The 23,982-nt window shown below is 64.3% G+C and carries 30 protein-coding genes and 1 pseudogene; 18 read left to right on the forward strand and 13 right to left on the reverse strand.

The annotated features are described in order from the left end of the window. Window positions 1-65 precede the first annotated feature (65 nt). Window positions 66-1,880, forward strand: a complete 1,815-nt coding sequence (locus WG900_RS09890) for an AMP-dependent synthetase/ligase (RefSeq protein WP_339966748.1) — start codon at window positions 66-68, stop codon at window positions 1,878-1,880. Between the two features lie 98 nt (window positions 1,881-1,978). After that, on the forward strand, window positions 1,979-2,767 hold the full coding sequence (locus tag WG900_RS09895) for a sterol desaturase family protein (protein ID WP_339966750.1): 789 nt from the start codon (window positions 1,979-1,981) through the stop codon (window positions 2,765-2,767). 1 nt (window position 2,768) lies between these two features. Here WG900_RS09895 and WG900_RS09900 read toward each other — a convergent pair whose 3' ends face one another. The 3 genes and pseudogenes from WG900_RS09900 to WG900_RS09910 form a co-directional block, all read right to left on the reverse strand. Then, entirely contained in the window at window positions 2,769-3,296 is a 528-nt protein-coding gene (locus WG900_RS09900; RefSeq protein WP_339966751.1) for a hypothetical protein, read from the reverse strand. Window positions 3,297-3,375: 79 nt separating this feature from the next. Beyond that, window positions 3,376-4,366 (reverse strand): annotated as a pseudogene (gene thiS / locus WG900_RS09905) (sulfur carrier protein ThiS). Between the two features lie 17 nt (window positions 4,367-4,383). After that, a complete protein-coding gene (locus WG900_RS09910; protein ID WP_339966753.1) occupies window positions 4,384-4,755 on the reverse strand; it encodes a MerC domain-containing protein in 372 nt (123 codons plus the stop codon). 117 nt (window positions 4,756-4,872) lie between these two features. On the opposite strand from WG900_RS09910, the gene WG900_RS09915 reads away from it, so the two are divergent. The 6 genes from WG900_RS09915 (at window position 4,873) to WG900_RS09940 (ending at window position 8,848) form a co-directional block, all read left to right on the forward strand. Further along, a complete protein-coding gene (locus tag WG900_RS09915; RefSeq protein ID WP_339966754.1) occupies window positions 4,873-5,925 on the forward strand; it encodes a COX15/CtaA family protein in 1,053 nt (350 codons plus the stop codon). 33 nt (window positions 5,926-5,958) lie between these two features. Next, a complete protein-coding gene (gene cutA, locus WG900_RS09920; protein ID WP_339966755.1) occupies window positions 5,959-6,171 on the forward strand; it encodes a divalent cation tolerance protein CutA in 213 nt (70 codons plus the stop codon). Continuing rightward, entirely contained in the window at window positions 6,168-6,905 is a 738-nt protein-coding gene (locus tag WG900_RS09925) for a hypothetical protein (protein ID WP_339966756.1), read from the forward strand. Before cutA ends, WG900_RS09925 begins: the two co-directional genes overlap by 4 nt. Before the next feature lie 152 nt (window positions 6,906-7,057). Next, window positions 7,058-7,537, forward strand: a complete 480-nt coding sequence (rplM, locus tag WG900_RS09930; protein WP_339966757.1) for a 50S ribosomal protein L13 — start codon at window positions 7,058-7,060, stop codon at window positions 7,535-7,537. Beyond that, entirely contained in the window at window positions 7,537-8,064 is a 528-nt protein-coding gene (gene rpsI, locus WG900_RS09935) for a 30S ribosomal protein S9 (RefSeq protein ID WP_339966758.1), read from the forward strand. The genes rplM and rpsI overlap by 1 nt, the downstream gene beginning before the upstream one ends. Before the next feature lie 76 nt (window positions 8,065-8,140). After that, a complete protein-coding gene (locus tag WG900_RS09940; RefSeq protein WP_339966759.1) occupies window positions 8,141-8,848 on the forward strand; it encodes an HPP family protein in 708 nt (235 codons plus the stop codon). Here the strand turns inward: WG900_RS09940 and WG900_RS09945 are convergent. Beyond that, on the reverse strand, window positions 8,841-9,572 hold the full coding sequence (locus tag WG900_RS09945; protein WP_339966760.1) for a metallophosphoesterase family protein: 732 nt from the start codon (window positions 9,570-9,572) through the stop codon (window positions 8,841-8,843). The two genes, WG900_RS09940 and WG900_RS09945, sit on opposite strands and share 8 nt — an antisense overlap. Window positions 9,573-9,575: 3 nt before the next feature. Continuing rightward, on the reverse strand, window positions 9,576-9,842 hold the full coding sequence (locus WG900_RS09950) for a hypothetical protein (protein WP_339966762.1): 267 nt from the start codon (window positions 9,840-9,842) through the stop codon (window positions 9,576-9,578). Between the two features lie 203 nt (window positions 9,843-10,045). Between WG900_RS09950 and WG900_RS09955 the strand changes: the two genes are divergently transcribed. Further along, window positions 10,046-10,342, forward strand: a complete 297-nt coding sequence (locus WG900_RS09955; protein WP_339966764.1) for a UrcA family protein — start codon at window positions 10,046-10,048, stop codon at window positions 10,340-10,342. 85 nt (window positions 10,343-10,427) lie between these two features. Here the strand turns inward: WG900_RS09955 and WG900_RS09960 are convergent, their stop codons facing one another. The 3 genes from WG900_RS09960 to WG900_RS09970 form a co-directional block, all read right to left on the reverse strand. Further along, window positions 10,428-11,171 carry a LytR/AlgR family response regulator transcription factor gene (locus WG900_RS09960; RefSeq protein WP_339966765.1) on the reverse strand — a complete coding sequence of 248 codons (744 nt, stop codon included), beginning with the start codon at window positions 11,169-11,171 and terminating at the stop codon, window positions 10,428-10,430. 20 nt (window positions 11,172-11,191) lie between these two features. Beyond that, window positions 11,192-12,454, reverse strand: a complete 1,263-nt coding sequence (locus WG900_RS09965) for a sensor histidine kinase (protein ID WP_339966766.1) — start codon at window positions 12,452-12,454, stop codon at window positions 11,192-11,194. A 94-nt stretch (window positions 12,455-12,548) separates the two neighbouring features. After that, a complete protein-coding gene (locus WG900_RS09970) occupies window positions 12,549-14,072 on the reverse strand; it encodes a fumarate hydratase (protein WP_339966767.1) in 1,524 nt (507 codons plus the stop codon). A 214-nt stretch (window positions 14,073-14,286) separates the two neighbouring features. Here WG900_RS09970 and WG900_RS09975 point away from each other — a divergent pair, with 214 nt between their 5' ends. The 6 genes from WG900_RS09975 to WG900_RS10000 all read left to right on the forward strand — a co-directional run bounded on the left by WG900_RS09975 (window position 14,287) and on the right by WG900_RS10000 (window position 19,743). Continuing rightward, window positions 14,287-14,874, forward strand: a complete 588-nt coding sequence (locus tag WG900_RS09975) for a protein-L-isoaspartate O-methyltransferase family protein (protein WP_339966770.1) — start codon at window positions 14,287-14,289, stop codon at window positions 14,872-14,874. Window positions 14,875-14,903: 29 nt separating this feature from the next. Continuing rightward, window positions 14,904-16,310 (forward strand): TolC family outer membrane protein, encoded by a 1,407-nt coding sequence (locus WG900_RS09980; protein WP_339966981.1) that lies wholly within the window; start codon window positions 14,904-14,906, stop codon window positions 16,308-16,310. Between the two features lie 19 nt (window positions 16,311-16,329). After that, window positions 16,330-16,749, forward strand: a complete 420-nt coding sequence (locus WG900_RS09985; protein ID WP_339966772.1) for a DUF2497 domain-containing protein — start codon at window positions 16,330-16,332, stop codon at window positions 16,747-16,749. Window positions 16,750-16,812: 63 nt separating this feature from the next. Then, window positions 16,813-18,924, forward strand: coding sequence for a S9 family peptidase (locus tag WG900_RS09990; RefSeq protein ID WP_339966775.1), 2,112 nt, complete (start codon window positions 16,813-16,815; stop codon window positions 18,922-18,924). Between the two features lie 13 nt (window positions 18,925-18,937). Next, entirely contained in the window at window positions 18,938-19,372 is a 435-nt protein-coding gene (locus tag WG900_RS09995) for an acyl-CoA thioesterase (RefSeq protein WP_339966776.1), read from the forward strand. Beyond that, window positions 19,369-19,743 carry a (2Fe-2S) ferredoxin domain-containing protein gene (locus WG900_RS10000; RefSeq protein ID WP_339966777.1) on the forward strand — a complete coding sequence of 125 codons (375 nt, stop codon included), beginning with the start codon at window positions 19,369-19,371 and terminating at the stop codon, window positions 19,741-19,743. Before WG900_RS09995 ends, WG900_RS10000 begins: the two co-directional genes overlap by 4 nt. On the opposite strand, the gene WG900_RS10005 is transcribed toward WG900_RS10000, so the two are convergent. Then, complete coding sequence (locus tag WG900_RS10005; protein ID WP_339966778.1) at window positions 19,740-20,033, reverse strand: hypothetical protein; 294 nt, start codon at window positions 20,031-20,033, stop codon at window positions 19,740-19,742. The two genes, WG900_RS10000 and WG900_RS10005, sit on opposite strands and share 4 nt — an antisense overlap. A 117-nt stretch (window positions 20,034-20,150) precedes the next feature. Here WG900_RS10005 and WG900_RS10010 point away from each other — a divergent pair, with 117 nt between their 5' ends. From WG900_RS10010 to xth, 3 genes are all read left to right on the forward strand, one after another. Continuing rightward, complete coding sequence (locus tag WG900_RS10010; RefSeq protein ID WP_339966779.1) at window positions 20,151-20,582, forward strand: CBS domain-containing protein; 432 nt, start codon at window positions 20,151-20,153, stop codon at window positions 20,580-20,582. 67 nt (window positions 20,583-20,649) lie between these two features. Further along, window positions 20,650-20,982, forward strand: coding sequence for a HesB/IscA family protein (locus WG900_RS10015; protein ID WP_339966781.1), 333 nt, complete (start codon window positions 20,650-20,652; stop codon window positions 20,980-20,982). Further along, window positions 20,982-21,761 carry an exodeoxyribonuclease III gene (gene xth / locus WG900_RS10020; protein ID WP_339966783.1) on the forward strand — a complete coding sequence of 260 codons (780 nt, stop codon included), beginning with the start codon at window positions 20,982-20,984 and terminating at the stop codon, window positions 21,759-21,761. The genes WG900_RS10015 and xth overlap by 1 nt, the downstream gene beginning before the upstream one ends. Window positions 21,762-21,817: 56 nt before the next feature. On the opposite strand, the gene WG900_RS10025 is transcribed toward xth, so the two are convergent. The 4 genes from WG900_RS10025 to WG900_RS10040 all read right to left on the reverse strand — a co-directional run bounded on the left by WG900_RS10025 (window position 21,818) and on the right by WG900_RS10040 (window position 23,974). Next, window positions 21,818-22,489 carry a cell wall hydrolase gene (locus tag WG900_RS10025; RefSeq protein WP_339966784.1) on the reverse strand — a complete coding sequence of 224 codons (672 nt, stop codon included), beginning with the start codon at window positions 22,487-22,489 and terminating at the stop codon, window positions 21,818-21,820. 207 nt (window positions 22,490-22,696) lie between these two features. Then, the gene (locus tag WG900_RS10030; RefSeq protein ID WP_339966785.1) at window positions 22,697-23,041 is read right to left on the reverse strand and encodes a DUF1491 family protein; all 345 of its coding nucleotides are present in this window, start codon (window positions 23,039-23,041) and stop codon (window positions 22,697-22,699) included. After that, entirely contained in the window at window positions 23,041-23,538 is a 498-nt protein-coding gene (locus WG900_RS10035) for a PaaI family thioesterase (RefSeq protein WP_339966786.1), read from the reverse strand. Before WG900_RS10035 ends, WG900_RS10030 begins: the two co-directional genes overlap by 1 nt. Next, a complete protein-coding gene (locus WG900_RS10040; RefSeq protein WP_339966787.1) occupies window positions 23,513-23,974 on the reverse strand; it encodes a PTS sugar transporter subunit IIA in 462 nt (153 codons plus the stop codon). Before WG900_RS10040 ends, WG900_RS10035 begins: the two co-directional genes overlap by 26 nt. Between the last annotated feature and the right edge of the window lie 8 nt (window positions 23,975-23,982).

A 23,982-nucleotide genomic window follows, 5' to 3' on the forward strand; every position in this document is an offset into this window, starting at 1 on the left:
CTAGGGAAAGGCCCTACTAGTCTCCCGGACAACCGCGCAGACGGCAAAACGAGAGGCATGGCCACGTGCAGATTACCGACTTCGATGCAGCCCCCAATCTGGTGTCGCTGTTCCTCCAGCGCGCCGACGAACTGGGCGACCGCGCGTTCCTGACCGCACGGGTCGACGGGCGCTGGCAGTCGATCTCCTATACCGAGGCGGCGCAGCGCGTGTGCCTGATGGCCGAGGCGCTGCGCAAGATGGGTCTGAAGGACGGCGAGCGCGTGCTGCTGGTCTCCGAAAACCGACCCGAATGGTGCATGGCTGACCTTGCCATAATGGCGGCAGGGCTGGTCACCGTGCCGGCCTATACGACCAATACCGAGCGCGACCACCGCCACGTGCTGGAAAATTCCGGCGCCTCGGCGGTGATCGTGTCCGATGGCAAGCTGGCCAAGCCCCTGCTGCCCGCGGTGATGGGGACCGACAAGGTGCGCCACCTCATCACCTTCGAAAGCTTCAAGCTGCCGCAGATGTCCGCCCAGCCCCATGTCTGGGCCGCGCTGCTTGATGGCGATGCACAGGCGGCTCGCGCGGCGGTGGACAAGCGGATCGCGAAGATCGGCCGCAAGGACCTTGCCTGCATCATCTACACTTCAGGCACCGGCGGCGCGCCGCGCGGGGTACGTCAGCATCACGGCATGATCCTGATGAACGTCGACGGAGCGGCGCGCATCCTGGTCGAGGATTTCGGCTGGGGCGAAGAGGTGTTCCTCTCCTTCCTGCCGTTGTCGCACAGCTATGAACACACCGGCGGCCAGTTCCTGCCCATCGGCATGGGCGCAACGATCACCTATTCCGAGGGCCTCGAAAAGCTCGCCTCCAACATTGAGGAAGTGCGACCCACAGTGATGGTCGTCGTGCCGCGCCTGTTCGAAGTGTTGCGCACGCGCATCATGAAGCAGGTCGAAAAGCAGGGCCGGCTCGCCAATTTCCTGATGGAACGTGCGCTGAGCATCGGCACTCTGAAGGCCAAGGGCAAGATTCGCCTGCGCGACAAGCCGATGGACCTGATCCTGGAAAAGACACTGCGCCCCAAGATCCGCGCCAAGATGGGCGGACGGATGAAGGCCATGGTTTCGGGCGGTGCGCCGCTCAATCCCGATGTCGGCGTGTTCTTCGAGGCCATGGGGCTGACCATGTTGCAGGGCTATGGCCAGACCGAGAGCGGCCCGGTGATTTCGTGCAACCGGCCCAAGGTTGGCGTCAGCATGGACGCCGTCGGCCCGCCAATGCGGAACGTAGAAGTGCGCATCGCCGAGGACGGCGAGATTCTGGTGCGCGGTGAGCTGGTAATGGACGGCTATTGGCACAACAAGGAAGAGACGGCCAAGGCGCTCGAGCCCGATGGTGAGGGTGGCCATTGGCTGCACACCGGCGACATCGGCCACATCGACGACAAGGGCCGTATCGTCATTACCGACCGCAAGAAGGACATGATCGTCAACGACAAGGGCGACAATGTCTCGCCGCAGCGGATCGAGGGGATGCTCACGCTCCAGCCGGAGATCGCGCAGGCCATGGTCGTAGGTGACAAGCGCCCCTACCTCGTCGGGCTGGTCGTGCCCGATGCCGAATGGGCGCTGGAATGGTCGCGGCGTGAGGGCGAGAAGTTCGACATGAAGGCGCTCGAACACCTGCCCGCCTTCCGCTCTGCCGTGCGCGCCGCGATTGACCGGGTGAACGCGCAGGTTTCGGTGATCGAAAAGGTCCGCCAGTTCGCTTTCGCCGACGAACCCTTTGCCATCGATAACGAGGAAATGACCCCCAGCCTCAAGATTCGCCGCCACAAGCTGAAAGAGCGCTACGGCGAGCGGCTGGACGGGCTCTACAAGGGCTAAGGTCTTTTGCAGGCAAGGCTACCTTCAGCCCCCTGCCTTGAAGGACCGGGTGAGGCGTGGTAATCCTGCATTGAGAACAAAGTTCTCGGGGAGAAGACATGGACACCGAACTGCTTACGCAGCTTGCCAGCCAGTGGCAGGGATTACTTTCACTTTACGCTTTTGCGGGAATCATCGCGCTGTCGCTCGCCGGAGGCTGGCTGATCACGCGCATTCCGGCGGTGGGTGCCGAGGCACGGATCAACCGCGAAACGCTGGCGAAACGGCGCGAGAAGCCTAGCTATGTCGAGAACCAGAACTGGAACCGCAAGTGGGCGCTCTTCTTCCAGCTGATCATCTTCACCGCGATCCTGCCGTTCTGCCTGAAGCCCGGCTTGCCGAGCATCGGTGCCCTGCTGCTCGACTGCTTCGTGATCCTGATGGTCTATGACTTCTTCTATTACCTGACGCACCGCTTCCTGTTCCACGACAGCGACTTCCTCGGCGGGCCGCTCAAGTGGATGCACGCGATCCACCACCGCCAACATAATCCCTGCCGCATGGATTCAAGCTATATCCACCCGCTGGAAGTGGCGATCGGGCTGGGGCTCTACGTCGCGACAATCGCGGCGCTGGCGGCGATCATGGGCCGGTTCGACGTGGTAACCGTGACGGTGACCTTCGTCGCCTTTTCGCAGATCAACCTGCACAACCACAACCTGTGGGGCGAGGGGCGGTTCCTCTGGGGCTATGCCAAGTACGCCTCGGACATGCACCATTACCACCACGCCAAGTTCACCGGCGGCAACTTCGCGACGATCACCCTGCTTTACGACTGGATGTTCGGCACGCTGGACAAGGGCGAGGGCGGCTATTCGGGAGCAGCGCGCCCCGTGAAGAAGGCGTGAGTTACGCCGCTTCCTTGTCCACCCATTCCGGATAGAAACTGGGTGTGCGAGCGGACCAGCCAGGCGCGGTTGCGGCGGCTTCGCTGATCGACTGGAGCAGCACCTTGCGGCGCGAGGGGTGAATCTGGGGAAGCGCCGCCGCGCCACAGAAGGCGCTCGGCAGCCACGGACGGACATCTGGGCCGAGCAGCCGCTCATACAGGAAGCGGTAAGAGGAAAAGCAGGCGATGCGGCCCTGGCTGAGGTCAAAGGCGGTGACCAGCATCAGCCGGCCCATGAACGCCTCCACGCCGTCGAATTCCGCCTCATCGGGGAGGACATCGCGCAGGCCCTTGAGATCCTGGTAAGCGACATACTGCCGGCGGATCGCCGCGCTTTCATCGGCATCGCGCGCCCACAGCTTGAAAGCGTCCCGCCGGCCCAGCCCGATGTCGAGGCTGCGCTTGATGTAGCGCTGCTCGCAGGGGCTGAAACTGGCGAATTCGCGCAGTTCGGCAATGGTCAGCGAGGCGGAGGCAAGATTGGCCATGTCCGGTATCCTGTTGCATGGGATTTTCCCACACAGGCAGTTCACCAGACTTTGGTTACCATCCGATTAACCATGAAGCTTAGATCAGCCCTGCCAGCGGGCTAGAAGGATCCGCGTATTTGCGGGTCGCCATGCGGCCGGAAAGATAGGCGTGCCGCCCGGCTTCGACCGCGAGCTTCATTGCGCGGGCCATGCGGATCGGGTCCTTTGCCTCGGCAATCGCGGTGTTCATCAGCACGCCGTCGCAGCCCAGCTCCATCGCTACCGCCGCGTCGCTTGCTGTGCCGACGCCGGCATCGACCAGCACCGGCACATTCGCGCCTTCAACGATCAGCCGCACGGTGACGCGGTTCTGGATGCCTAGCCCCGAGCCGATCGGCGCGCCCAGCGGCATGATCGCCACCGCGCCGGCTTCTTCCAGCTGCTTGGCGGCAATCGGATCATCGACGCAGTAGACCATCGGCAGGAAACCTTCGCCCGCCAGCACTTCGCAGGCCTTCAGCGTCTCGCGCATGTCGGGGTAAAGCGTGCGCGCCTCGCCCAGCACCTCAAGCTTGACGAGATCCCAGCCGCCGGCCTCGCGCGCCAGCCGCAGCGTGCGGATCGCGTCTTCGGCGGTGAAGCAGCCGGCGGTGTTCGGCAGGTAAGTGATCTTCTTGGGATCAATGAAATCGGTGAGCATCGGCGCTGTGGGATCGCTGATGTTGACCCGGCGCACGGCAACCGTGACGATCTCCGCTCCGCTGGCTTCGACGGCCGCCGCGTTCTGCGCGAAGTCCTTGTACTTGCCTGTGCCGACGATCAGCCGCGAGGTGAAAGTGCGACCGGCAACGGTCCAGGTATCTTGCGACAAGGGTTCAGCCTCCACCAACGAAATGTACGATTTCCAGCATATCGCCATCGGTCAGCACGACCTTATCGTGCGTGCCGCGCGGGACGATTTCACCGTTGCGCTCAACCGCGACCTTGGCCGGGTTGAGGCCGATCTCCGCGACTAAGCCGGCGAGCGTGATACCTGCCGAGGTGCGGCGCGGCTCGCCATTGACGGTGAGGGCGATTTGCTGGCTCATGACCAGCGCCTTAGCGTTCAACGCGCGAGGCGCAAGTTCATGATGTGCGCTGATGCGACCATGCCGACGCCGGCGATGGTCAGGATCGCCTCAGCGGGACCATGCGGCACCAGTAAACCGCCGGTCATCAGCACAAGGCCGACACTGCCGACCAGCAAGGGCCAGATCTGGCCATGACGGAAAACGCCGATGCCGAGGGTCACCGCGCCGACGGCGATCGCCAGCCCTAGCCCAACCCGGTGAATCGCCGGAGCCAGCAGCAATTGCCCGCCCAGCCCCAGCGCGCTGACCAGCACCAGGCTGACCAGACAATGCACGGCGCAAAGCCCGGAGATGAATATCCCCGTGCGGTCGAGCCGGTCACGAATCGAGAACTGAGCCTTGGCCATGTCCCGCTCAGATATGATACCTTGTAACATTGCGCAAGGCTGCAGCGTCAAACATTGCGACGAACCGTGCTTTCTTCACTTGCGCATCGCCGTGTCCCAGCGCAGGGAGCGAGCGATATGACAGGGGTTGCAGACACGATGTCTGGCAGTATTCGCAGCGGCAAGCCGGCATTGCTGGCACGCTGGCTTTGGCTTGTGGTGGCGATCATCGTCACCGTGGTGGCAGTTGGCGGGATTACCCGCCTGACCGAATCGGGCCTGTCGATCACCGAATGGAAACCGGTTACCGGCGTCATTCCGCCACTGAATGATGCGCAGTGGCAGGCCGAGTTCGACGCCTACAAGCAGATCCCGCAATATATCCAGGTCAACGGCCCCGCCGGCATGACGATGGACGATTACAAGTTCATCTATTTCTGGGAGTGGTTCCATCGCTTCCTCGTCCGTACCGGACTGGGGCTGGCCTTCGTCTTGCCGCTCGGCTGGTTCTGGGCGCGCGGCGCGATTCCCGCTGGCTTCAAGCCGCGCCTGCTCGGCCTGCTCGGACTGGGTCTGCTGCAGGGCGCGGTTGGCTGGTGGATGGTCAAGTCGGGCCTGACCGGCGATGCCGACGTCAAGGTCAACCATTTCCGGCTCGCAACGCACTTGCTGCTGGCCCTGTTTACCCTGACCTATGCCACCTGGACCGCGCTCGACATGCAGGCGCTGGCACGGGGGAAGGCGCCCGCGCGCTTCACCCGCTTCGGACTTTTCGCGCTGGCCGCACTGTTCCTGCAGTTGTTCCTCGGCGCCTTGGTGGCGGGACTGCGCGCGGGCCATGTCGCCAATGACTGGCCGCTGATGATGGGGCGGTTTTTCCCGGTCGGCGTCGACTGGTCGCAGGGACCAATCCATGCGCTGCTCCACGATCCCTTCCTGCTGCACTTCCTGCACCGCTGGTGGGCCTGGGGAGTTGTCGCGATCCTGATCGTCCTTTCCCGCCGCGTGCGCCAGCAGTGCCGGCCCGCATCAATCGCGATCCACACGGCGTTCGGCGTCCAGATCGTCCTGGGAATCGTCACGGTCATGAGCGGGGTCGCGCTGTGGCTCGCGGTCCTGCACCAGTTGGTGGGCGCGCTAGTGGTCATCGCCACGGCCTGGGGTGCCCATGCCCTTGGACGCAAAACATGAGCGCAAAAGGCCCCGCTTTGGCCTGGCCCCGCTTTGGCCTGGCGCCCATTTCGTGATACCGAATCGGCAGATGCAGGTATAAACACTGTGCTTGACGAAGGTCTGGGAGCCTGCGCCAATATGATTGTGATGCAGTCGCGCTTTGTCGGGGAGGGCAACAGGGAAGAGGCCGAGACCGTGGGGGTTCTGTTCAAGACCGATCTTGCACTGCCCGAAGCGCAAGGGATGGGGGCGCTGGCGGCATGAGGAGCCCGGGAAACGGCCTGCGCGCTGCCCTTCTGGCCGGATGCGCCTTTGCCCTTGCCCCCTCGGCAAGCGCCGAAACGGTGGCACAGGCATCAGGCGCAGCGGCATTTTCCGCCCCTGCCGGCCCCATTGTCCTCACGCGTGAGCTGCGCCGGACGATGGGCCGCAGCAAACAGATCGTCACCCGGCGCAGTTACGAGATCCGCTTCGTGCCCGAAGGCAAGGGCTGGCGGGTCGACGGAACTCTGATCTCCAGCGAAGTCGAAGCCCCGGCAGAACTTGCCGAACTGGCGGCGCTGGAAAAGGCGCGCAAGGACGTTGGCCTGTTTCCGCTAACGCTCGATTCGCAAGGCCTGATCGTGGCCCAGCGCGCCCCGACGGATGCCGTCGCCACCGACAAGGCGCGTATCGTGGCCAACGAGGCGGTCGAAAAAATCCCCATGAGCTCGACCGACAAGACGGTCGCCAAGCAGATGATCCAGACGATCGCGACGCAAAGTCAGGCATCCGGCGGCAACTGGCCGGTCGACCTTTTCCGTCCCCCGGCGGAACCCGTGATCGACGTGCGTAACATTCTCTTGCCCGGCGGCAATCAGGGCCGCGTCACCGTAACGATGCAGGCCCGGCCCGCTTCCGCCGGCGGGCTGCGGCAGCTTGATCGCCGCATCCTGACCGAGATCGACGGCACCAGCCGGCTGAGCGAGGAAACCTGGTCAATGACCGGCGATCGCTGAACGGAAACTCGGGCAGAATTACTAAAGGTATTATTTTACCTCTCCGCAAAACCGCGGTTCAGCTTGACTTTCACCCCCCATTCGCACATTGGCGCGCCTTCCCGGCCGGCGGACATCTGCTGGCACACCAGAAATTCAGGGATTCACAAGCCATGAAGGCGTTGAGCAAGCAGACCCGGTCGATCAAACCGGCCGAGGTCGAAAAGAAGTGGCATCTCATCGATGCCGAAGGTCTGGTCGTCGGTCGCCTAGCGGTCGTCATCGCCAACCATCTGCGCGGCAAGCATAAGCCGAGCTTCACCCCCCACGTCGATTGCGGCGATCACGTTGTCGTGATCAACGCCGGCAAGGTGCGGATGACCGGCAACAAGCTGACCGGTAAAGTCTATTACAAGCACACCGGTTATGCCGGCGGCATCAAGGAAACGACCCCGGCCAAGATCCTGGACGGCCGTTTCCCGGAACGCGTGCTTGAAAAGGCTGTTGAGCGCATGATCCCCCGCGGTCCGCTGGGCCGTGACCAGATGCGCGCTCTGCACCTCTACGCCGGCACCGAGCATCCGCATGGTGGCACCCAGCCCCAGCCGCTCGACGTTGCTGCCATGAACCGCAAGAACAAGGTGGGCGCATAATGTCCGAGAACACCGTCACCGATCTCGCCGATCTCGGCAATCTCGCTGAAGGCGTCGCTGTTGAAGCGGCTGTCCCTGCTGCTGAAGCCCCGGTCCGCACCGGTCCTGCCGCGCCGATCCGCGACAAGGAAGTCGATGCCCAGGGCCGCGCCTATGCCACCGGCCGCCGCAAGGATGCCGTTGCCCGCGTGTGGCTCAAGCCCGGCACCGGCAAGATCACGGTCAATGGCCGTGACCAGGCCGTCTACTTCGCCCGCCCGACGCTTCGTCTCGTGATTGACCAGCCGTTCCAGATTTCGGACCGCGTTGGCCAGTACGACATCGTTGCCACGGTCAAGGGTGGTGGCCTTTCAGGCCAGGCCGGCGCCGTCAAACACGGCATCGCGCAGGCTCTGTCAAAGTTCGAACCGCTTCTGCGCAGCACGGTCAAAGCTGCTGGCTTCCTCACGCGCGATCCGCGCGTCGTCGAACGCAAGAAGTACGGCCGCGCCAAGGCTCGCCGCAGCTTCCAGTTCTCGAAGCGCTGATCAGGGGCGAAAGCCTTTATCGAATTGGGGGCTAGCCGAAAGGCTGGCCCCTTTTTCTTGGAACCAGCATCACGGCATGGACCGCTCAGTTCAAAGCAACTTTCCGCATGGCGCACGTGCCACGCCGCAGGCCATGGCGGCCGGCGGTCGTCTGGGCTGGCTTCCCGGCGCTGTGGGAGCATTTCTGGCGCTGACGCTGACCGGATTGGTCAGCCATGCTGTTGTTCTCGGCGATCCTGCGATTCCCTGGCTGCTCGCGCCGATGGGGGCGAGTGCCGTGCTCGTTTTCATCCTGCCAGCAAGTCCGCTGGCCCAGCCATGGCCGGTGCTGGGCGGACATATGGTTGCGGCAGCAATAGGACTGCTGTGCCACGCGCTCGTCCCGGAACCATGGTTCGCGGCTTCGCTCGCCGTGGGCGCTTCGATCGCGGTGATGAGCATGGCGCGCTGCCTCCATGCTCCTGCGGGCGGCACAGCCCTGCTGACCGCGCTGGCACCACCGGTCATTGCCGCAATGGGACCACGCTTCCTGCTGCTGCCCCTGGGGCTGAACGTCGTCCTGCTGATTGCCTGCGCCTGGGTTTGGCATCGGTTCAGCGGACATTCGTGGCCGCACCGTCCCGCTCCGGCACCCATCGTGCCAGCCTGGGCCGGCCATATCGAGGATGCCGATCTCGATGCCGTGCTTGAGGAATGGGACGAAGTGCTCGACGTCGGCCGCGAAGACCTGCTCGCCCTGATCCACGCGGTCGAGGCGCGGGTCCGCGCACGCGCTTTCAGGTAAGGCTGCGCGGCTCCACGACGAGCCCGTCTTCGCCAGACCAGCTCAGCCGGTTATATCCGGGCGCAGTGGTCCGCACGCGTTCCGACAGCGTGCCCGCGCCGATCATGCGGATGGCGTGGCCGTCGATCTCGACCACCTTGTCGAAGGCATCGTGGACGTGGCCCGAGAGCACGGCATCGGCGCCTGCGCGCGCCAGCGCCGCCAGCGCCCGCTTGCCGCCGTGGGTCGACGCCTTGGAATGGGTGTCAGCCTCGATCAGCGGATGATGGCAGGCGACCAGACACAACGGCTTGGCCATGTGCAGCGACACCCGTGCCAAGGCGGCTTCAAGCCTGTCTCCACCAACATGGCCCTTTGACTGGTCGAGCCGAAACTGGAAGCGCGTGATCGTGCGCAGTGAAACGATTTCGACGTCCGGAAACGTCAGCTCGCTCGACAGCTCCGCCCGCAGCGCGTCGTAATGGCGATAAGGCCAGAGCAGGCGGCCAATCGGGTTGTAGTAATAGGGCATGTCGTGATTGCCCGGTTCAACCAGCATCGGCACGCCGAGACCCTTGAGCCATTCGCGCGCCGCAGCAAACTCGCGCCGGGTGCCGCGCATGGTCAGATCGCCCGTGCAGATCACCGCATCGGGCTTCTCCTCAGCCACTTCGCCCGCAAACCAGTCGAGCGCTTCGCGGTCTTCCTGCCCGAAATGCAGGTCGCTGACATGGAACAGGCGCATGGGTCAGATCCGCTGCGACAGGATCAGCCAGGCCGACAGGGCGTTCATCGCCGAATAGGCGACATAGCCCCAGACCCACTGGCTCGCGCCATTGGCGACGACCAGCATCGTGCCGAGCAGCATCAGGAATTCGACGATAAGGCTCATCCTGCCGCCCGGGCTGCGAAAGATCGACGGCAGCTGCACCAACATGGGATGCCCGCTTTCGAGGACAGCCTTGTGCATGGCGAAGTTCGCCACGCCCATGATGAAGATGAAAACCAGTGCCATGTGCGGCTTAATCTAGGGCGAAGCGTGCCAAATGCCAGCGAGCAGTGACGTTCGTCGGTCTTGGTAGGCGTCTTATCGATGTAACACACCTCTGGTCGGCGCGATGAACGCTTCGGTCGAGCCCTGCTCGCGGAGGCACCCTACTCGTCCTACCTCAACATTGCGCGGACACCCCCACCGTGCGGAAAACCAAGGAAGTGACGATGAAGACCATCTTTGCCCCCGCTCTCGCGCTGGCCGTTCTGGCCGCCCCCTTTGCTTCAGCCATGGCCGCATCGCCGCCGCAGGCGCAGTCGGTCCAGTTCAACGACCTCGACCTCGAATCCGCCGCCGGCCAGAAGACGCTGGACGCCCGCATCCGCAATGCCGCGCGCCGTGTCTGCGACGGCGAATCGCGCGTCGGCACCCGTCTCGCCCGTGGCATGTGCATTGAAGACGTGCGCCGCCAGGTGCTCGCGCAGGTCGAATCCTATCAGAATCGCGTCGGCAAGGGCGGCTGAGACCGCCACCACAACGACCGGCGACAATCGCCAGACTGACCCGGGCCGAATTGTCCCCTTGGCCCGGGTTGCTTTTTATCCGAAGTCAGCGGCCCGCCATCGCCTTGGCCTTAGCCAGATAGGTCCGCCCGATCCGCACCGCCGAGCCATCGGCCAGTTCCGCCGACCAGACGCCCAGCCCGTCGTGCCGCAGCCCGACGATGCGATCACGCCGCAGGATGGTCGAGCGGTGGAGCCGGATGAACATCGCCGGATCAAGCCGCGCCTCAAGCCCCGAAACCGTCTGCAGCAGCAGGTACGAACGTCCCTCGCCTTCCTTGGCCCCCACGTGGAGCCGCACATAGTCACGCTCGGCATCGATGCGGTCGACATCGGCGGCGGCAACGCGAAGCAGCTCGGAGCGGTAAGGCACCCAGAATTCCGCGATCCACGGACTGGCCGATTCGCTGCGCTTCTCCCCGCGCCGGGCGACCGCACGCTGGATCGCGCGGCCCAGCCGGTCTGGTGCGACGGGCTTCAGCACATAGTCGACCGCATCGAGATCGAAGGCTTCAACGGCGAAACTGTCATGCGCGGTGACGAAAACCAGCGCTGGCGGATTGGGGCCTTTGGCCAGCGCCCGGGCGACGCCGAGGCCATCGAGTTCGGGCATGGTCATGTCGAGCAGGACAAGGTCGGGATCAAGCGCCCCGGCCTCGCGCAGCGCGCTGGCGCCGTCGCTGGCCGTGCCGACCACGTCGAGCCCGCCGATCTGTCGGCACAGCACTTGCAGCCGCTCGATCGCCAGCGGCTCGTCATCGACTATCAGGGTGCGCAGCGGCTGTTCCATTGTCCCCTCGTTCTCGTTCATTACGGCATCGGCAGGCGAAGTTCGGTGCGGTAGCCGCCCGGCACCGGCCCCGAAACGAAGGCCGCGCCATCGCCGAAGCGTGCGCTCAACCGGTCGCGCACATTGGCAAGGCCGATGCCCATGCCGTGTTCTTCCTTGCCGGTGGCCGGACCGTCATCGACGACGCTGACCACCAGCCGCCCGAATTCGCTGCGCGCGGAAATCGTCAGGGTGACGGGCCGCGTGCTGCGGGCAACGCCGTATTTTACCGCGTTTTCCACCAAGGGTTGCAGGATCATGCCGGGCACGGGAACCCATGCCAGATCCTCCGGCACTTCGACCACCAGCGCCAGCCGGTCTGGAAAGCGCACCGCCTCGATCTCGAGATAGAGCCGCTGCAATTCGATTTCCTCGGACAACGGATGATCGCCGGTCGAATCCTCGGACAAGCCGCGACGATAGAAGGCGGCGAGCGACTGAATCATCGTCTCCGCCGCCTCGTTGCGGCCGGTAATCACCAGCGAGGACAGCGAATTGAGCGTGTTGAACAGGAAGTGCGGGTTGATCTGATAGCGCAGGGATCGCAGCTCGGCGGCCTTGGCGGCGCGGCGGTATTCGCCCTCGCGCCGTTCCGAAACGCGCGCCTGCTCGGCAATCAGCAGCGCGAGATAGATCGCGCCCCAGGCAATGACGAGGAAGTAGCGTGACAGCGCCACGTCGGTCAGCTGGCGCCAGCGGGTTTCTGCCGCCGTGGCCGGATCGATGGTGACGAGGTTGTCCGCATCGGCTTCCTGCTGGGCAATGGTGCGCACATGCGGTTCGGGCGTGGGCAGGGCGAGCGGGCTGGCCTCGGGCACTGGCGGTTTTTCCACCTGCTTGCCCGGAACATCAACCAGCACGTTGCCGGCTTCGTCACGGCGGATGCGGATGCCTTCGCGCTCGCCGATCTTGTCGACCACCTGGTTCTCGATGTCGGAGAACACCCACTGGTTGATCTTCGCCATGGCAAGTGAGGCGGGCAGGGCGACGAGCGCCACGGTCAGCGCCTTAAGCCACAGGCTGCGCGAATCGAGCAGCCGCAGGATCGGCCAGATCCCCGCAGTCACCGCCATGCAGGCGACCGTGACTGCCAGCCGGCGGCCAAACAGCGGCCCTTGATATTCCAGCCCAACGAGATAGCTGCGCAGCGTTGTCACCAGCAGATAGCACAGCCACATGCCGGCTATCGAAGCCAGGACAAGCCGCGCGGGAACACGCGGCGGCAGGGTGTTTGATTCGGTCATGCGCGCAGCAACCGGCTTAGGGCTATGCTCGCAAGGCAGCCAGTCGCTTTGTCGAAGGCGGTCGGCGGTTGGTCGAGCGCCTTCCGACCGCGAATCAGGCCTTAAGCAGGCCTTCGCGCGCGATCTTTTCCTTCCAGACCAGCGGGGCGATCTGGTGGACGTTGTTGCCTTCGCTATCGACCGCGACCGTCACCGGCATATCCTCGACGGTAAATTCGTAGATCGCTTCCATGCCGAGGTCCTCGAAGCCCACGACCTTGGCTTCGCGGATTGCCCGCGCCACCAGATAGGCCGCGCCGCCAACCGCCATCAGGTAAGCGACCTTGTGCTTGGCGATGACTTCGGTCGCTCCCTGCCCGCGCTCGGCCTTGCCGATCATCGCCAGCAGGCCAAGGTCGAGCATCATGTCGGTGAACTTGTCCATGCGGGTGGCCGTTGTCGGACCGGCGGGGCCGACGACTTCGCCCAGCACCGGATCAACCGGACCGACATAATAGATCGCCCGATTCCTGAACTCGACCGGCAGGGTCTCGCCCTTAGCCAGCATGTCCTGAATCCGCTTGTGCGCCGCGTCACGGCCCGTCAGCATCTTGCCGTTGAGCAGCAAGCGGTCGCCCTGCTTCCAGCTGCAGACTTCGGCCTGGGTCAGCGTATCGAGGTTCACCCGCTTCGCTGCGGCGTCGGGCTGCCAGTGAACGTCGGGCCACTGATCGAGCTTGGGCGTTTCAAGGAAGGTCGGCCCCGAACCGTCGAGCGTGAAGTGCGCGTGGCGGGTGGCGGCGCAGTTGGGGATCATCGCGACCGGCTTGCCCGCGGCGTGGCACGGTGCGTCCATGATCTTGACGTCGAGGATGGTCGAAAGTCCGCCCAACCCCTGCGCGCCGATGCCCAGCGCGTTGACCTTGTCGAAGATATCGATGCGCATCGCCTCGATATCGTTCTGGGGACCGCGCGCTTTCAGCTGGCCCATGTCGATCGGCTCCATCAGCGCCTGCTTGGCGAGCAGCATGCAGTGCTCCGCCGTGCCGCCGATGCCGATGCCGAGCATCCCCGGCGGGCACCAGCCGGCGCCCATCTGGGGCAGCATTTCGACAACCCAGTCAACGATGTTGTCGCTGGGGTTCATCATCTTGAACTTCGACTTGTTTTCCGAGCCGCCGCCCTTGGCCGCGACATCGATCGATACCTTGCTGCCCGGAACCATGGTCACGTGAAGTACGCAAGGCGTGTTGTCGCGCGTGTTGCGGCGGGTGAAGGCGGGATCGGCGAGGACCGAAGCGCGCAGCTTGTTTTCCGGGTTCAGATAAGCGCGGCGCACGCCTTCATCGACCACGTCCTGCAGCGACTTGTCCGAGCCGAGCCGGCAGTCCTGCCCCCACTCGACGAAAACGTTGACGATGCCGGTGTCCTGACAGATCGGGCGATGCCCTTCGGCGCACATGCGGCTGTTGGTCAGGATCTGGGCGATGGCGTCCTTCGCCGCCGGGCCCTGCTCCGCCTCATAGGCATCGCCCAGCGCGCGGATATAGTCCATCGGGTGGTAATAGCTGATATACTGGAGCGCGTCGGCGACGCTTTCGATCAGGTCTTCCTCGCGGATCGTTACCATGTCGGCCATTGCACCAGCTCCTTCGCAATTGGGCTATCGAGCCGCCCTTAGGACGCGGGCGCGCGGGGGTCAAAGCGTTGCAGCTTCGCCACGGCGACAATTCACGACATTCCGGCTCATTCTAAACGCTTGGCGCAGGCCGGGGCATGGCTTAGAAGCGGACGGGATTGCGCCGCTGTATTGTATGTGCAATACAGTGCGCTGCGAATGAGGATTTCGAAGCATGACCCTGCTTGACGAGCGGACGACGACGGCCCGCCGCGCAATGATTGACAGCCAGCTGCGCGTCAGCGGCGTCAATGACCCTGCCGTGCTTGCCGCCTTCGACAAGGTGGCGCGTGAAGACCACGTTCCGGCAGCCCTTGCCGGATCGGCCTATATCGACCGTGCACTGTCACTGGGCGACGGACACAACCTGCCTGCACCGCTGGCGCAAGGGCGGATGCTCGTCGAAGCGGCGATCAAGCCGGGGGAAAAGGTCCTCATCGTCTCGACCAACGGCTATCTCGCCGCGCTGGTGCGCGTGCTTGGCGCTTCGGTCACGACTCTCACCCCCGCCGATGTCGCGGGCAGGAAGAAGGCTGGTCCCTTCGACGTGGTCCTGATCGACGGCGCTGCCGAAGCGCTGCCCGCCTCGCTCGCCGGAATGGTTTCCGATGACGGCCGCGTCGTGACCGGCGTGATCGAGCGCGGCATCAGCCGGCTCGCCTTGGGCCGCAAGACCGGGACCGCCATCGCCCTGCTGCCGCTGGCCGACATGGGCATCCCGGCGATCCCCGAATTTGCCGCGGCAAAGGGCTGGAGCTTCTGATCTTGACCCGCCGTTTCCGTCTCGCACTGATGGCCGCTTCGGCTGCTGGAACGCTTGCCGTTCCCGCGGCAGCTGACAACCTGCGCGAGGCGCTGACCCTGGCCTATAACACCAACCCGTCGCTGCAGGCGGCGCGGTCGAGCCAGCGCGCGCTTGATGAAAGCGTACCAATCGCGCGTGCAGCCGGACTGCCCTCGCTGTCGGGTGCGGCGAGCTATACCCATGTCCTCTCGGGCGCGTCGCTGACCGGGCCGGACAAGATCTTCACCCTCTCGGCTGACCTTGGCGTGCCGGTCTATTCCGGCGGCGCAATCAAGAATCAGGTCCGCGCGGCGGAAACCCGCATCACCGCCGGGCAGGCAGACCTGCGCGGCACCGAAAGCGCGATCTTCAGCGCGGTTGTCGCCGCCTATCTCGATGTCATCGCCAACGAGGCAATCGTCGGCCTGCGCCGCAAGAACGTGCAGGTGCTGAACGTCAACGTCCAATCGACCCGCGACCGGTTCGAGATCGGCGACCTAACGCGCACCGACGTTGCCCAGTCGCAGTCGCGCCTCGCCATCGCGCGCAGCGGCCTCGAAACCGCCGAGGCCAGCCTCGCCGGCAGCCGCGAGCGCTATATCCAACTGGTCGGCAAGGCGCCCGAGAATCTTGAGGCACCGCCGCCGCTGACCGGCATCCCGGCCACCGCCGAAGACGCCGTCGCCATCGCGCTGGAAAGCAATCCCGACCTGATCGCCGCGCGCACCCGTTCGAAGGCCGCTGGATTCGACAGCGCCGGGGCCGGAGCAGGCCGCCTGCCACGCGTTTCAGTTTTCGCCGGGGCCGATCGCACCGACTATCTCGGATCGCTGGGCGGCGGAGCGCTCAATCAGGTCTCCAGCGGCGCACAGGTGGGCGTGCGCGCATCGATCCCGATCTTCTCGGGCGGACTTCCCGCCGCGCAGCAACGCCAGGCCCGCGCCCGCGAAAGCGCGACGCTGGAAAACGAGATCGCCGCCGAGCGCGAAGTCATCGCCACGGTTCGCTCCGCCTATACCCAGTGGCAGGCAGCGGGCGCGGTGATCGTTTCAAGCCAGACGGCTGTCGATGCCGCCTCGCTCAGCCTTGAAGGCGTGCGCGCGGAAAACAGCGTCGGTAACCGCACCATCCTCGACATCCTCAATGCCGAGCAGGAACTGCTAAATGCGCAGGTCCAGCTCGTCACGGCCCGCCGCAACGCGTACGTCGCCGGGTTCAACCTGCTCTCCGCCATGGGCAAGGCCGAGGCGCGCGATCTTGGGCTCGATGGCGGTGCGCTTTATGATCCGCAGGACAATTACAAACGCGTCCACGGCAAGATCTTCGACTGGGATCTCGACCCCGCGCCAACGGTTAAGTCGACGAGAACCGTTGACACCAAGGTGCAGGACGGCTCAGTTCCAGCCGTGAAGTGAATCGGGGGCAAGACTTCTAATGGCACAACCGGGCGAACCATCAGTCGAAGATATCCTCGCTTCGATCAAGAAGGTGATCGCCCGAGATTCGCGCCTTGATGAGCAGCCGCGCCGCAAGGTTCCGCCGGTTTCAGATAGCGACGACGATGCCGAAGACCAGATTCTCGACCTCGTTGAAGAGGTTGGCTCGGGCGACGAAGCCCCGCTGGTGACCGAGCAGGCTCGCCTCTCCATGCGCGAATCACTTGCAGCCCTGTCGGTCATGGCAGCACCCGGCATGGCGCCGCAGATCGTCCGCTCCGGCGAAACCTCGCTCGAAGGCATGACGCGCGAACTGCTGCGCCCGGCGCTCGCCGAATGGCTCGACAAGAATCTGCCGCCACTGGTTGAGGCTATGGTCGCAGCGGAAATTCAGCGCATCGTCGGCAAAAAGATCTGAATCCGCTCGGGTTTGGGCAACATCGCTTGCACCGGGCGGCCCGCAGCGGCTAACCGGTTTCACATGAAAAGACATGCCTTCGCGCTGCTCGCGCTTTCGTCCGCGCTCGTCGCCGTCCCCGTATTCGCCCAGTCCGCACCATCGGCGCAGAAGCAGATGGGCATCGAGGACCTCCTCACGCTCAAGCGCATTGCCGCGCCGGTCGCCTCGCCTGACGGCAAGTGGGTCGTCTGGCAGCAGACCGACACCGACGCGCAAAGCTACAAGCGGCAGGCCGGCCTGTGGCGCGTCATGGCCAAGGGCGGCACGGCAGAGCGCGTGGCTGACCTGACCGACGCAGCAGAAAGCGATCCCGCTTTCAGCCCCGACGGCAAGCGGCTCTATTTCCTCTCCGGCAAGTCGGGCTCCAGCCAAGTCTGGATGCTTGATCTGACCGCCGCCGGCGCAGCCCCGGTGCAGGCATCGAAGTTCAAGGCCGATGTCTCGGGCTTCAAGCTTTCCCCCGATGGCGCAAAGATCATTGCCTGGGGCGATGTGGCGCGCGATTGCCCAACGCTCGGCTGCGAGAAGGATGGCAACACGACCCTGCCCGGCCTCGGCACCGGCCGCCACTATAAGGACGGCGCCGGCTTCGTCCGCCACTGGGACGCGTGGGAGACGCACGGCAATTACAGCCGCGCCTTTGCCTTCGCGCTCGGCGCGGACGGCATAGTGGCCGACAGCGGCACGGCACTCGATGGTCCCGCCGGCGTTCTTACCGGCGACACCCCGACCAAGCCGCACGGCGGCGGCGAGGAAGTGGCCTGGACCGCCGATTCGAAGGGCGCCTGGTTCATCGCCCGGCAGGCGGACCGGAACGAGCCGCTTTCGACCAATACCGACCTGTGGCACGCACCGCTGGATGGCGGGACGCCGCACAACATAACCGACGGCAACGAGGCGACCGACACACTCCCCACGCCCTCGCCCGATGGCAAGTGGCTCGCCTGGGCCGCCATGGCCCGCCCGGGGTATGAATCGGACCGGCTGGTGGTGCGGATCGTCAATTTCTCCACGCGCGAGGAGAAGACCCTCACCACCAGTTGGGACCGCTCCGTCGCCTCGCTGGCATGGACGCCCGATTCGAAGAGCCTGATCGCCACCGCGCAAGACGTGATGGACACCCCCGCCTTCCGCATCGATCCGGTGAGCGGCAAGGTTGAACGGCTCAAGCTGATGTCAAAGGGCATGAACGAAGGCCACATCAGCAATGTCGTGCCACTGAAGAACGGCGGCTTGCTGTTCACCCGCGACGCCATCGCCCATCCGGCCGAAGTGTGGATGACCGACAAGATCGGCAAGCCCGCCCGTCAACTCAGCCGCGCCAACGATGCCCAGCTTGCCGCCATGGCACCGGTTGCCACGCAGCGCTTCAGCTTTGCCGGAGCGAATGGCGACACCGTCTGGGGGCAGATTCACAAGCCGGCGGGGGCCAGCGCCAAGCTTCCCGTCCTGCTGTTCATCCACGGCGGTCCGCAGGGCACATATAACGATTCGTGGTCATGGCGCTGGAACCCGAAAGTCTTTGCGTCGCAGGGTTATGCAGTGGTCTCGGTCGATTTCCATGGTTCGACCGGTTACGGTCAGGCCTTCACCGATGCGATCAACAAGGACTGGGGCGGCAAGCCACTGGTCGATCTGCAGAAGGGTATGGAAGCGGCGTTGAGGATCGACAGCGCGCTGGATAGCACCAACACCTGCGCGCTCGGCGCCAGCTATGGCGGTTACATGGTCAACTGGATCGAGGGGCAGTGGCCCGACCGGTTCAAGTGCCTGGTCCAGCACGACGGCGTCTTCGATGCCCGCGCCATGGCCTATGAAACCGAGGAACTGTGGTTCGACGAATGGGAGCACGGCGGCAAGCCGTATCACGAAGCGCCCGAGGAATACGAGAAGTGGAACCCGGTGAACCACGTCGCCAAGTGGAAGACGCCGATGCTGGTGATCACCAGCGAGAAGGACTTCCGCATCCCCTATACTCAGGGTCTGGCCAGCTTCGCCGCGCTCCAGCGCAAGGGGATTCCGTCAGAACTGCTGGTCTTCCCCGACGAGAACCACTGGGTGCTAAAGCCGAAGAATTCAAAGCAATGGCACCAGACCGTCTTCGCATGGCTTGACCGCTGGCTGCGGAAGTAGCCAAGGGGGGGGCATGGCCAAACCTGACCAAGCATTGCTCGATCCCGCGCGCTACCCGTTCGATACGGAAGTAGATGTGCGCTTCAGCGACATGGACGTGAACCGTCACGTCAATAACGTGTCGCTGTCGAACTTCGTCGAGGAAGGCCGCGTGCGCTTTCACCGGGCGAGCGGTTATCACGCGGCGATCGCCGGGGTGGGATCGATGGTGGCCAGCGTTGCCATCGAATATGTCGGGCAGGCATTCTATCCGGGCACGCTGCACCTGCACGCCGGGGCATCACACGTTGGCCGCACCAGCTACACGCTTGAACTGCTGATCACGCAGGAAGGCCGCGCCGTGGTCTTCGCGCGTTCGGTCATGGTCTGCACCAAGGACGGCAAGCCGCATCTGATCCCGGATGCCTTCCGCGATGCCGTGGCAGCCGAGTGGGGTGTGCGGTCATGACTGAAGACAGCCCCCGCATCACCGCCGCGCGCGAGGCGCTGGCCGAGGAATATCCGGCTCCGATCAAGCGCCACATCTTTATCTGTGCCGAAGCCCAGAAGGCCAAGTGCTGCCCGCCCGCCATCGGCGCGGCGAGCTGGAAATTCCTCAAGAAGCGGCTGCGAGAAAAGGGACTCGACCGGAAAGGCGGCATTGCCCGGACCAAGGCCGATTGCCTGAAGGTCTGCGCCGCCGGACCCGTGGCCGTCGTCTGGCCGGACGGCGTCTGGTATCATTCCTGCACCGAAAAGGCGCTGGAACGGATCATCGACGAGCATCTGGTGGGCGGCGTTCCGGTAGAGGAATACCGGCTCTATCCCGCACAGGACTAGTCTTCCTCGTCAGTCAGCGGATCGACCACCGACGCATCGTGGCCGGTGCCATTCGACAGGTAGACCAGCCCCATCAGCGCCGACATCAGCAGCATGGCAAAACCGATGCCAAGCCCGGTGGCGATGTAGAAGTGGATCGAGACGAAGCCCACCTGCTGGTACAGCACGAACCAGCTCACCATCACCACGCTGGTCGTGATCAGCGCCATGAAGCGCATCATCCGCTTGTACCGCGCCCAGGCGAATTGGGCGACGCGCGGATCGTCGAGCGGGCTGGGCTTGAGTTCCATGGGCCGGCCATGCTCCCGCCGGCTGCGCTTGGCAATGGGGTGACTCTCGCAGGGACTCGCCTCGCAGGATAAATCGTGTCACCTTCCCGGCAGGCAAAGATGTCCGGGAGAGCCACCATGACCATCGCGCGCATAATCGCGAGCCGATCCAACGCCGAAATCATTACCTGCAGCGCTGACATGACAGTTCGCGAGGCGATTGCCCTGCTGGCCGAAAAGCGCATCGGCGCCTTGCCTGTGTGCGAGGACGACGCCGTTATCGGCATCTTTTCCGAACGCGACGTGATCTATTGCCTCGCCAGTGCCGGCGCCGATGCGCTCGACAAGTCGGTGCGTGACGTCATGACCGCGCCTGCGATCACCGTCGCGCCAGACACCGAAGTGCTGACCGCACTGGCCCTGATGACCCGTCGGCGCATCCGTCACCTTCCCGTCACCGAAAGCGGCCGCGCGGTGGGGTTCATTTCGATCGGCGACCTGGTCAAGCACCGCATCGACCGGATAGAGGCCGATGCCGAGGCCATGCGCGCCTATATCCAGTCAGCCTGAGCGCGCGAGATATCCTGCCAGACTATCCCGCCTTGCCGCCACCGCAGCGAGTGCCTACATCGGGCGCATGGACGCTGCGACAATCACTCTCACGCCTTCCGCTGCCCGGCGCGTGGCCTTCATTGCTGAAAAGCAGGGCAAGCCGGCGGCGCTGCGCCTCGCGGTCGAGGGGGGTGGCTGCTCCGGCTTCCAGTACCGCTTTGGCCTAGCCGAAGGCGTCGAGGCGGATGACGTGATCAGCGAAACGGACGGCGTGAAGCTGGTGGTAGATTCCGTAAGCCTCGATCTGGTCGCTGGCTGCGTCGTCGATTTCGTCGAATCTATGGGCGGATCGATGTTCAAGGTCGAGAACCCGCAGGCCGTGGCCGGATGCGGATGCGGCTCGTCCTTCGCCGTCTGATGAAGATCGCCACGTTCAACATCAACGGGATCAAGGCGCGGCTGCCGCGCCTGCTCGAATGGCTTGAGGAAACGCGCCCGTCGGTCGCCTGCCTGCAGGAGATCAAGACGCAGGACGAGGGCTTCCCCGCCGAAGAGTTCGAAAAGATCGGCTATCACGCGATCTGGCACGGACAGAAGGGCTTCAACGGCGTCGCCATCCTCGCCGATGGCACCAAGCCGATCGAAGTCGCGCGCGGCTTGGCTGGCGAGCCCGAGGACGAACATTCCCGCTATATCGAAGCTGATGTCTTCGGCGTGCGCGTCTGCTGCCTCTATCTGCCCAATGGCAACCCGCAACCGGGACCGAAATTCGATTACAAACTGCGCTGGATGGACCGGCTGCGCACCCGCATGCGCGAAGTCATGGCTGAGGAAGTCCCGGCGATCGTGCTCGGCGATTTCAATGTAGTGCCGGAAGACAAGGACATCTGGTCACCCAAGGCTCTGGCAGACGATGCCCTGATGCAGCCGGAATCGCGCGATGCCTATGCACGGATGCTGGGTGACGGCTGGACCGACGCGCTTGACCGGCTCAACCCGCAGGGCGGCGTCTGGACCTTCTGGGATTACCAGGCCGGCGCCTGGCAGCGCGACCACGGCTTTCGCATCGATCATCTGCTGCTGTCACCCGAGCTGGCCGATCGGCTGGTCTCCGCCGGCGTCGACAAGGACCACCGCGGCCGTGAAAAGGCCAGTGATCACGCACCGGTGTGGATCAAGCTGCGCCCTGACGCCTGAGCGCACGAAAAAAGGGCCGGAGTTACCCGGCCCCCCGTTTCATTTTCATCCCGGAATTACCGGTAGAAGACGTGGTTGCCCAGCTTGCCGACGCGGGCAAGCCGCCAGCCCGGCGAAACGCGGGCGGCGTGGAAGAACATGGCGCCCTCAACCGGGCTTTTCCAAGAGCCTTCATGCGCGATCTGGGCGACGGCGACGGCTTCCTTCCAGTCCTGCGAACCCTTCGGGATCGCCGGCATGGTGCCGCCGCGAACGAAGGAGAACTGCGAGGGCTGGTAGACCACGCCGCAATAGGAATTGGGGAAACGGCCCGAGCGCGAGCGCGCGACGATCACGCGGCCAACGGCGAGCTGGCCGACCAGCGGTTCGCTCTTCGATTCGAAGTAGATCGCGCCGGCAAGGCAATTGAGTTCGCGTGACAGCGGCGCAGAGCTGGCCTGCTTGACAACGAGCTGCTGGAGCGAGGCAGCGGACACCGGAGCCGTATCGGGGGACGCGTCGTCGGCGTCCGCTTCCGGGGCTTCGGGAATTTCACTGTCTGGAATGGGCTGAACCTGGATATCGGGACGCTCGTTCGCGGCATAAGGCGCGTTCAGAGCGGGCAGATCGTTCTGGTTGGAGGAATCCTGGGCCAAGGCGGCCGCACCAGTGGGTTCAGAGCTGAATAGCGTGAATGCAAACATGGATGCCAGGGCAACTGTCCCGGCGAAGTTGGTCTTGCGACTCATGACGTATGCTTTTTGTGCGGTTGGAAGCCCGCGCGAGTGAGGAAATACCTGCCAGTCAGCGCCCGTTCAGGCTCCAACTCCAACATGGCACCCTGCTACTCGCCGGCTGCCCCCCGTCTGCGTGCCAGCAACTCGGAAGCCTGAGTGCTCCGAAATGCCGCCTTCGCTACGAAAGTGGCGGCGCTTTGATTGTGCGGCGCAACAAAGTCAACCTTTGGTTCCCGGTGATCCGATGAACCGTTCCGCATCCGCGATGTCCAGTTCGACAATCCACAAGTCCGAGTCCTGCGTTCTGCGGCGGTCAACAAATTCGGCAAATGCGCCGGGAATGTCGGGATCTTCGCTGCGAATGCAAGTCCAGTCTCGGCTGCCATCGGCCTGAGGCATCCGTTCCCAGGCACGGGAATTCCTGCCTTTTTCGCAGGTTACGACCATGATCGTGCCGGCATCGCGCTCGCCCTTGCTGAGCACCATGGCAAAGCCGCCCGCCGCCTGGACTTGCCGGACAAGGCCTGACACTTCGAGATGGGCGGGCAGCCGCGCCTCATCCATCAGGCGCGGTAACCGTCGAGCGTGGAAAGCGGGATGCGCGAACGCATGAAAGTGCCGGTTCCGCGCCCGATTTCCTCGCCATCAGCGTCAAGCAGCCGCGATTCGGCCACCAGTACGCGGCGGCGGCCGCTGATCCAGCGGCCCTCGGCAATCACGCGGCTCTTGCGGACCGGGCGCGAGAAATGGAGGTTGAACGAGGTCGTGAGCAGGAACCGGTCGGTCACCAGCGTATTGGCGGCATAGAAGGCCGCATCGTCAAGCATCTTGAAATAGACGGTACCATGGGCCGCGCCGGCGGCGTGGTAGCAGCTTTCATCAATATCGAATTCGATCCGCGCCGCGCCTTCGTGGGGAATCGCGATGCGCGAAGTGAACAGCGCGTTGATCGGCGCCGAGGCATAAAGCCCTTCAAGGCTGCGCCAGTGCAGTTCGGCCCCGCTTGGGCCACCTGCACCGGAACCGGCGTCCACCTCAGGCGGCGTCGCGGTCGATGACATTGCTGAGCAACCCGTAAAGCGCTTCGGCGCCGGGTGCCTGGCTGAGCGCCTGGTGCATGGCATCATCACGCATCAGGCGCGAGATTGCGGCCAGTGCATGGAGGTGCGCGGCGCCGGCGGTTTCAGGCGAAAGAAGGCCGAAGACGAGATCGACGGGCATGCCATCGGCGGCGTCGAAGGCCACCGGATGTTCCAGCCGGAGGAACGCTGCGACGGGGCGCTGCAGGCCGCTGATCCGTGCGTGCGGAATAGCCACGCCGCGACCGAAACCGGTACTGCCCAGCCGCTCACGCTCCTCGATTCGCTCAAGCAGGCTGCCCGCGTCGAGTCCGTAGACTCCGGCAAAGGTCTCAGCCAGCTGGCGCAGGATCGCATCCTTCGAATCGGCCGAAATCGTGCCGACCGCTTCAGGAAACAGGGTGAAAAGTCCGTTCATCGCAGAAT

Source organism: Novosphingobium aquae (assembly GCF_037572715.1).
Classification (GTDB): domain Bacteria; phylum Pseudomonadota; class Alphaproteobacteria; order Sphingomonadales; family Sphingomonadaceae; genus Novosphingobium; species Novosphingobium aquae.

Excerpts from the sequence above, each read along its gene's own strand:
- WG900_RS09945 (WP_339966760.1), bottom strand. The coding sequence starts at position 9,572 with ATGCGCCTGTTCCATGTCAGCGACCTGCATTTCGGGCAGGAAGACCGC.
- xth (WP_339966783.1), top strand. The coding sequence starts at position 20,982 with ATGAAGATCGCCACGTTCAACATCAACGGGATCAAGGCGCGGCTGCCG.
- WG900_RS09960 (WP_339966765.1), bottom strand. The coding sequence starts at position 11,171 with ATGGAACAGCCGCTGCGCACCCTGATAGTCGATGACGAGCCGCTGGCG.
- WG900_RS10015 (WP_339966781.1), top strand. The coding sequence starts at position 20,650 with ATGGACGCTGCGACAATCACTCTCACGCCTTCCGCTGCCCGGCGCGTG.
- WG900_RS09975 (WP_339966770.1), top strand. The coding sequence starts at position 14,287 with ATGACCCTGCTTGACGAGCGGACGACGACGGCCCGCCGCGCAATGATT.
- WG900_RS10035 (WP_339966786.1), bottom strand. The coding sequence starts at position 23,538 with ATGTCATCGACCGCGACGCCGCCTGAGGTGGACGCCGGTTCCGGTGCA.
- WG900_RS09910 (WP_339966753.1), bottom strand. The coding sequence starts at position 4,755 with ATGGCCAAGGCTCAGTTCTCGATTCGTGACCGGCTCGACCGCACGGGG.
- WG900_RS09900 (WP_339966751.1), bottom strand. The coding sequence starts at position 3,296 with ATGGCCAATCTTGCCTCCGCCTCGCTGACCATTGCCGAACTGCGCGAA.
- WG900_RS09940 (WP_339966759.1), top strand. The coding sequence starts at position 8,141 with ATGGACCGCTCAGTTCAAAGCAACTTTCCGCATGGCGCACGTGCCACG.
- WG900_RS10025 (WP_339966784.1), bottom strand. The coding sequence starts at position 22,489 with ATGAGTCGCAAGACCAACTTCGCCGGGACAGTTGCCCTGGCATCCATG.
- WG900_RS10030 (WP_339966785.1), bottom strand. The coding sequence starts at position 23,041 with ATGGATGAGGCGCGGCTGCCCGCCCATCTCGAAGTGTCAGGCCTTGTC.
- WG900_RS09980 (WP_339966981.1), top strand. The coding sequence starts at position 14,904 with ATGGCCGCTTCGGCTGCTGGAACGCTTGCCGTTCCCGCGGCAGCTGAC.
- WG900_RS09895 (WP_339966750.1), top strand. The coding sequence starts at position 1,979 with ATGGACACCGAACTGCTTACGCAGCTTGCCAGCCAGTGGCAGGGATTA.
- WG900_RS09970 (WP_339966767.1), bottom strand. The coding sequence starts at position 14,072 with ATGGCCGACATGGTAACGATCCGCGAGGAAGACCTGATCGAAAGCGTC.
- WG900_RS09985 (WP_339966772.1), top strand. The coding sequence starts at position 16,330 with ATGGCACAACCGGGCGAACCATCAGTCGAAGATATCCTCGCTTCGATC.
- rplM (WP_339966757.1), top strand. The coding sequence starts at position 7,058 with ATGAAGGCGTTGAGCAAGCAGACCCGGTCGATCAAACCGGCCGAGGTC.
- WG900_RS10000 (WP_339966777.1), top strand. The coding sequence starts at position 19,369 with ATGACTGAAGACAGCCCCCGCATCACCGCCGCGCGCGAGGCGCTGGCC.
- WG900_RS09925 (WP_339966756.1), top strand. The coding sequence starts at position 6,168 with ATGAGGAGCCCGGGAAACGGCCTGCGCGCTGCCCTTCTGGCCGGATGC.
- WG900_RS09915 (WP_339966754.1), top strand. The coding sequence starts at position 4,873 with ATGACAGGGGTTGCAGACACGATGTCTGGCAGTATTCGCAGCGGCAAG.
- WG900_RS09950 (WP_339966762.1), bottom strand. The coding sequence starts at position 9,842 with ATGGCACTGGTTTTCATCTTCATCATGGGCGTGGCGAACTTCGCCATG.
- WG900_RS10040 (WP_339966787.1), bottom strand. The coding sequence starts at position 23,974 with ATGAACGGACTTTTCACCCTGTTTCCTGAAGCGGTCGGCACGATTTCG.
- WG900_RS09995 (WP_339966776.1), top strand. The coding sequence starts at position 18,938 with ATGGCCAAACCTGACCAAGCATTGCTCGATCCCGCGCGCTACCCGTTC.
- WG900_RS10010 (WP_339966779.1), top strand. The coding sequence starts at position 20,151 with ATGACCATCGCGCGCATAATCGCGAGCCGATCCAACGCCGAAATCATT.
- WG900_RS09955 (WP_339966764.1), top strand. The coding sequence starts at position 10,046 with ATGAAGACCATCTTTGCCCCCGCTCTCGCGCTGGCCGTTCTGGCCGCC.
- WG900_RS10005 (WP_339966778.1), bottom strand. The coding sequence starts at position 20,033 with ATGGAACTCAAGCCCAGCCCGCTCGACGATCCGCGCGTCGCCCAATTC.
- rpsI (WP_339966758.1), top strand. The coding sequence starts at position 7,537 with ATGTCCGAGAACACCGTCACCGATCTCGCCGATCTCGGCAATCTCGCT.
- WG900_RS09990 (WP_339966775.1), top strand. The coding sequence starts at position 16,813 with ATGAAAAGACATGCCTTCGCGCTGCTCGCGCTTTCGTCCGCGCTCGTC.
- WG900_RS09965 (WP_339966766.1), bottom strand. The coding sequence starts at position 12,454 with ATGACCGAATCAAACACCCTGCCGCCGCGTGTTCCCGCGCGGCTTGTC.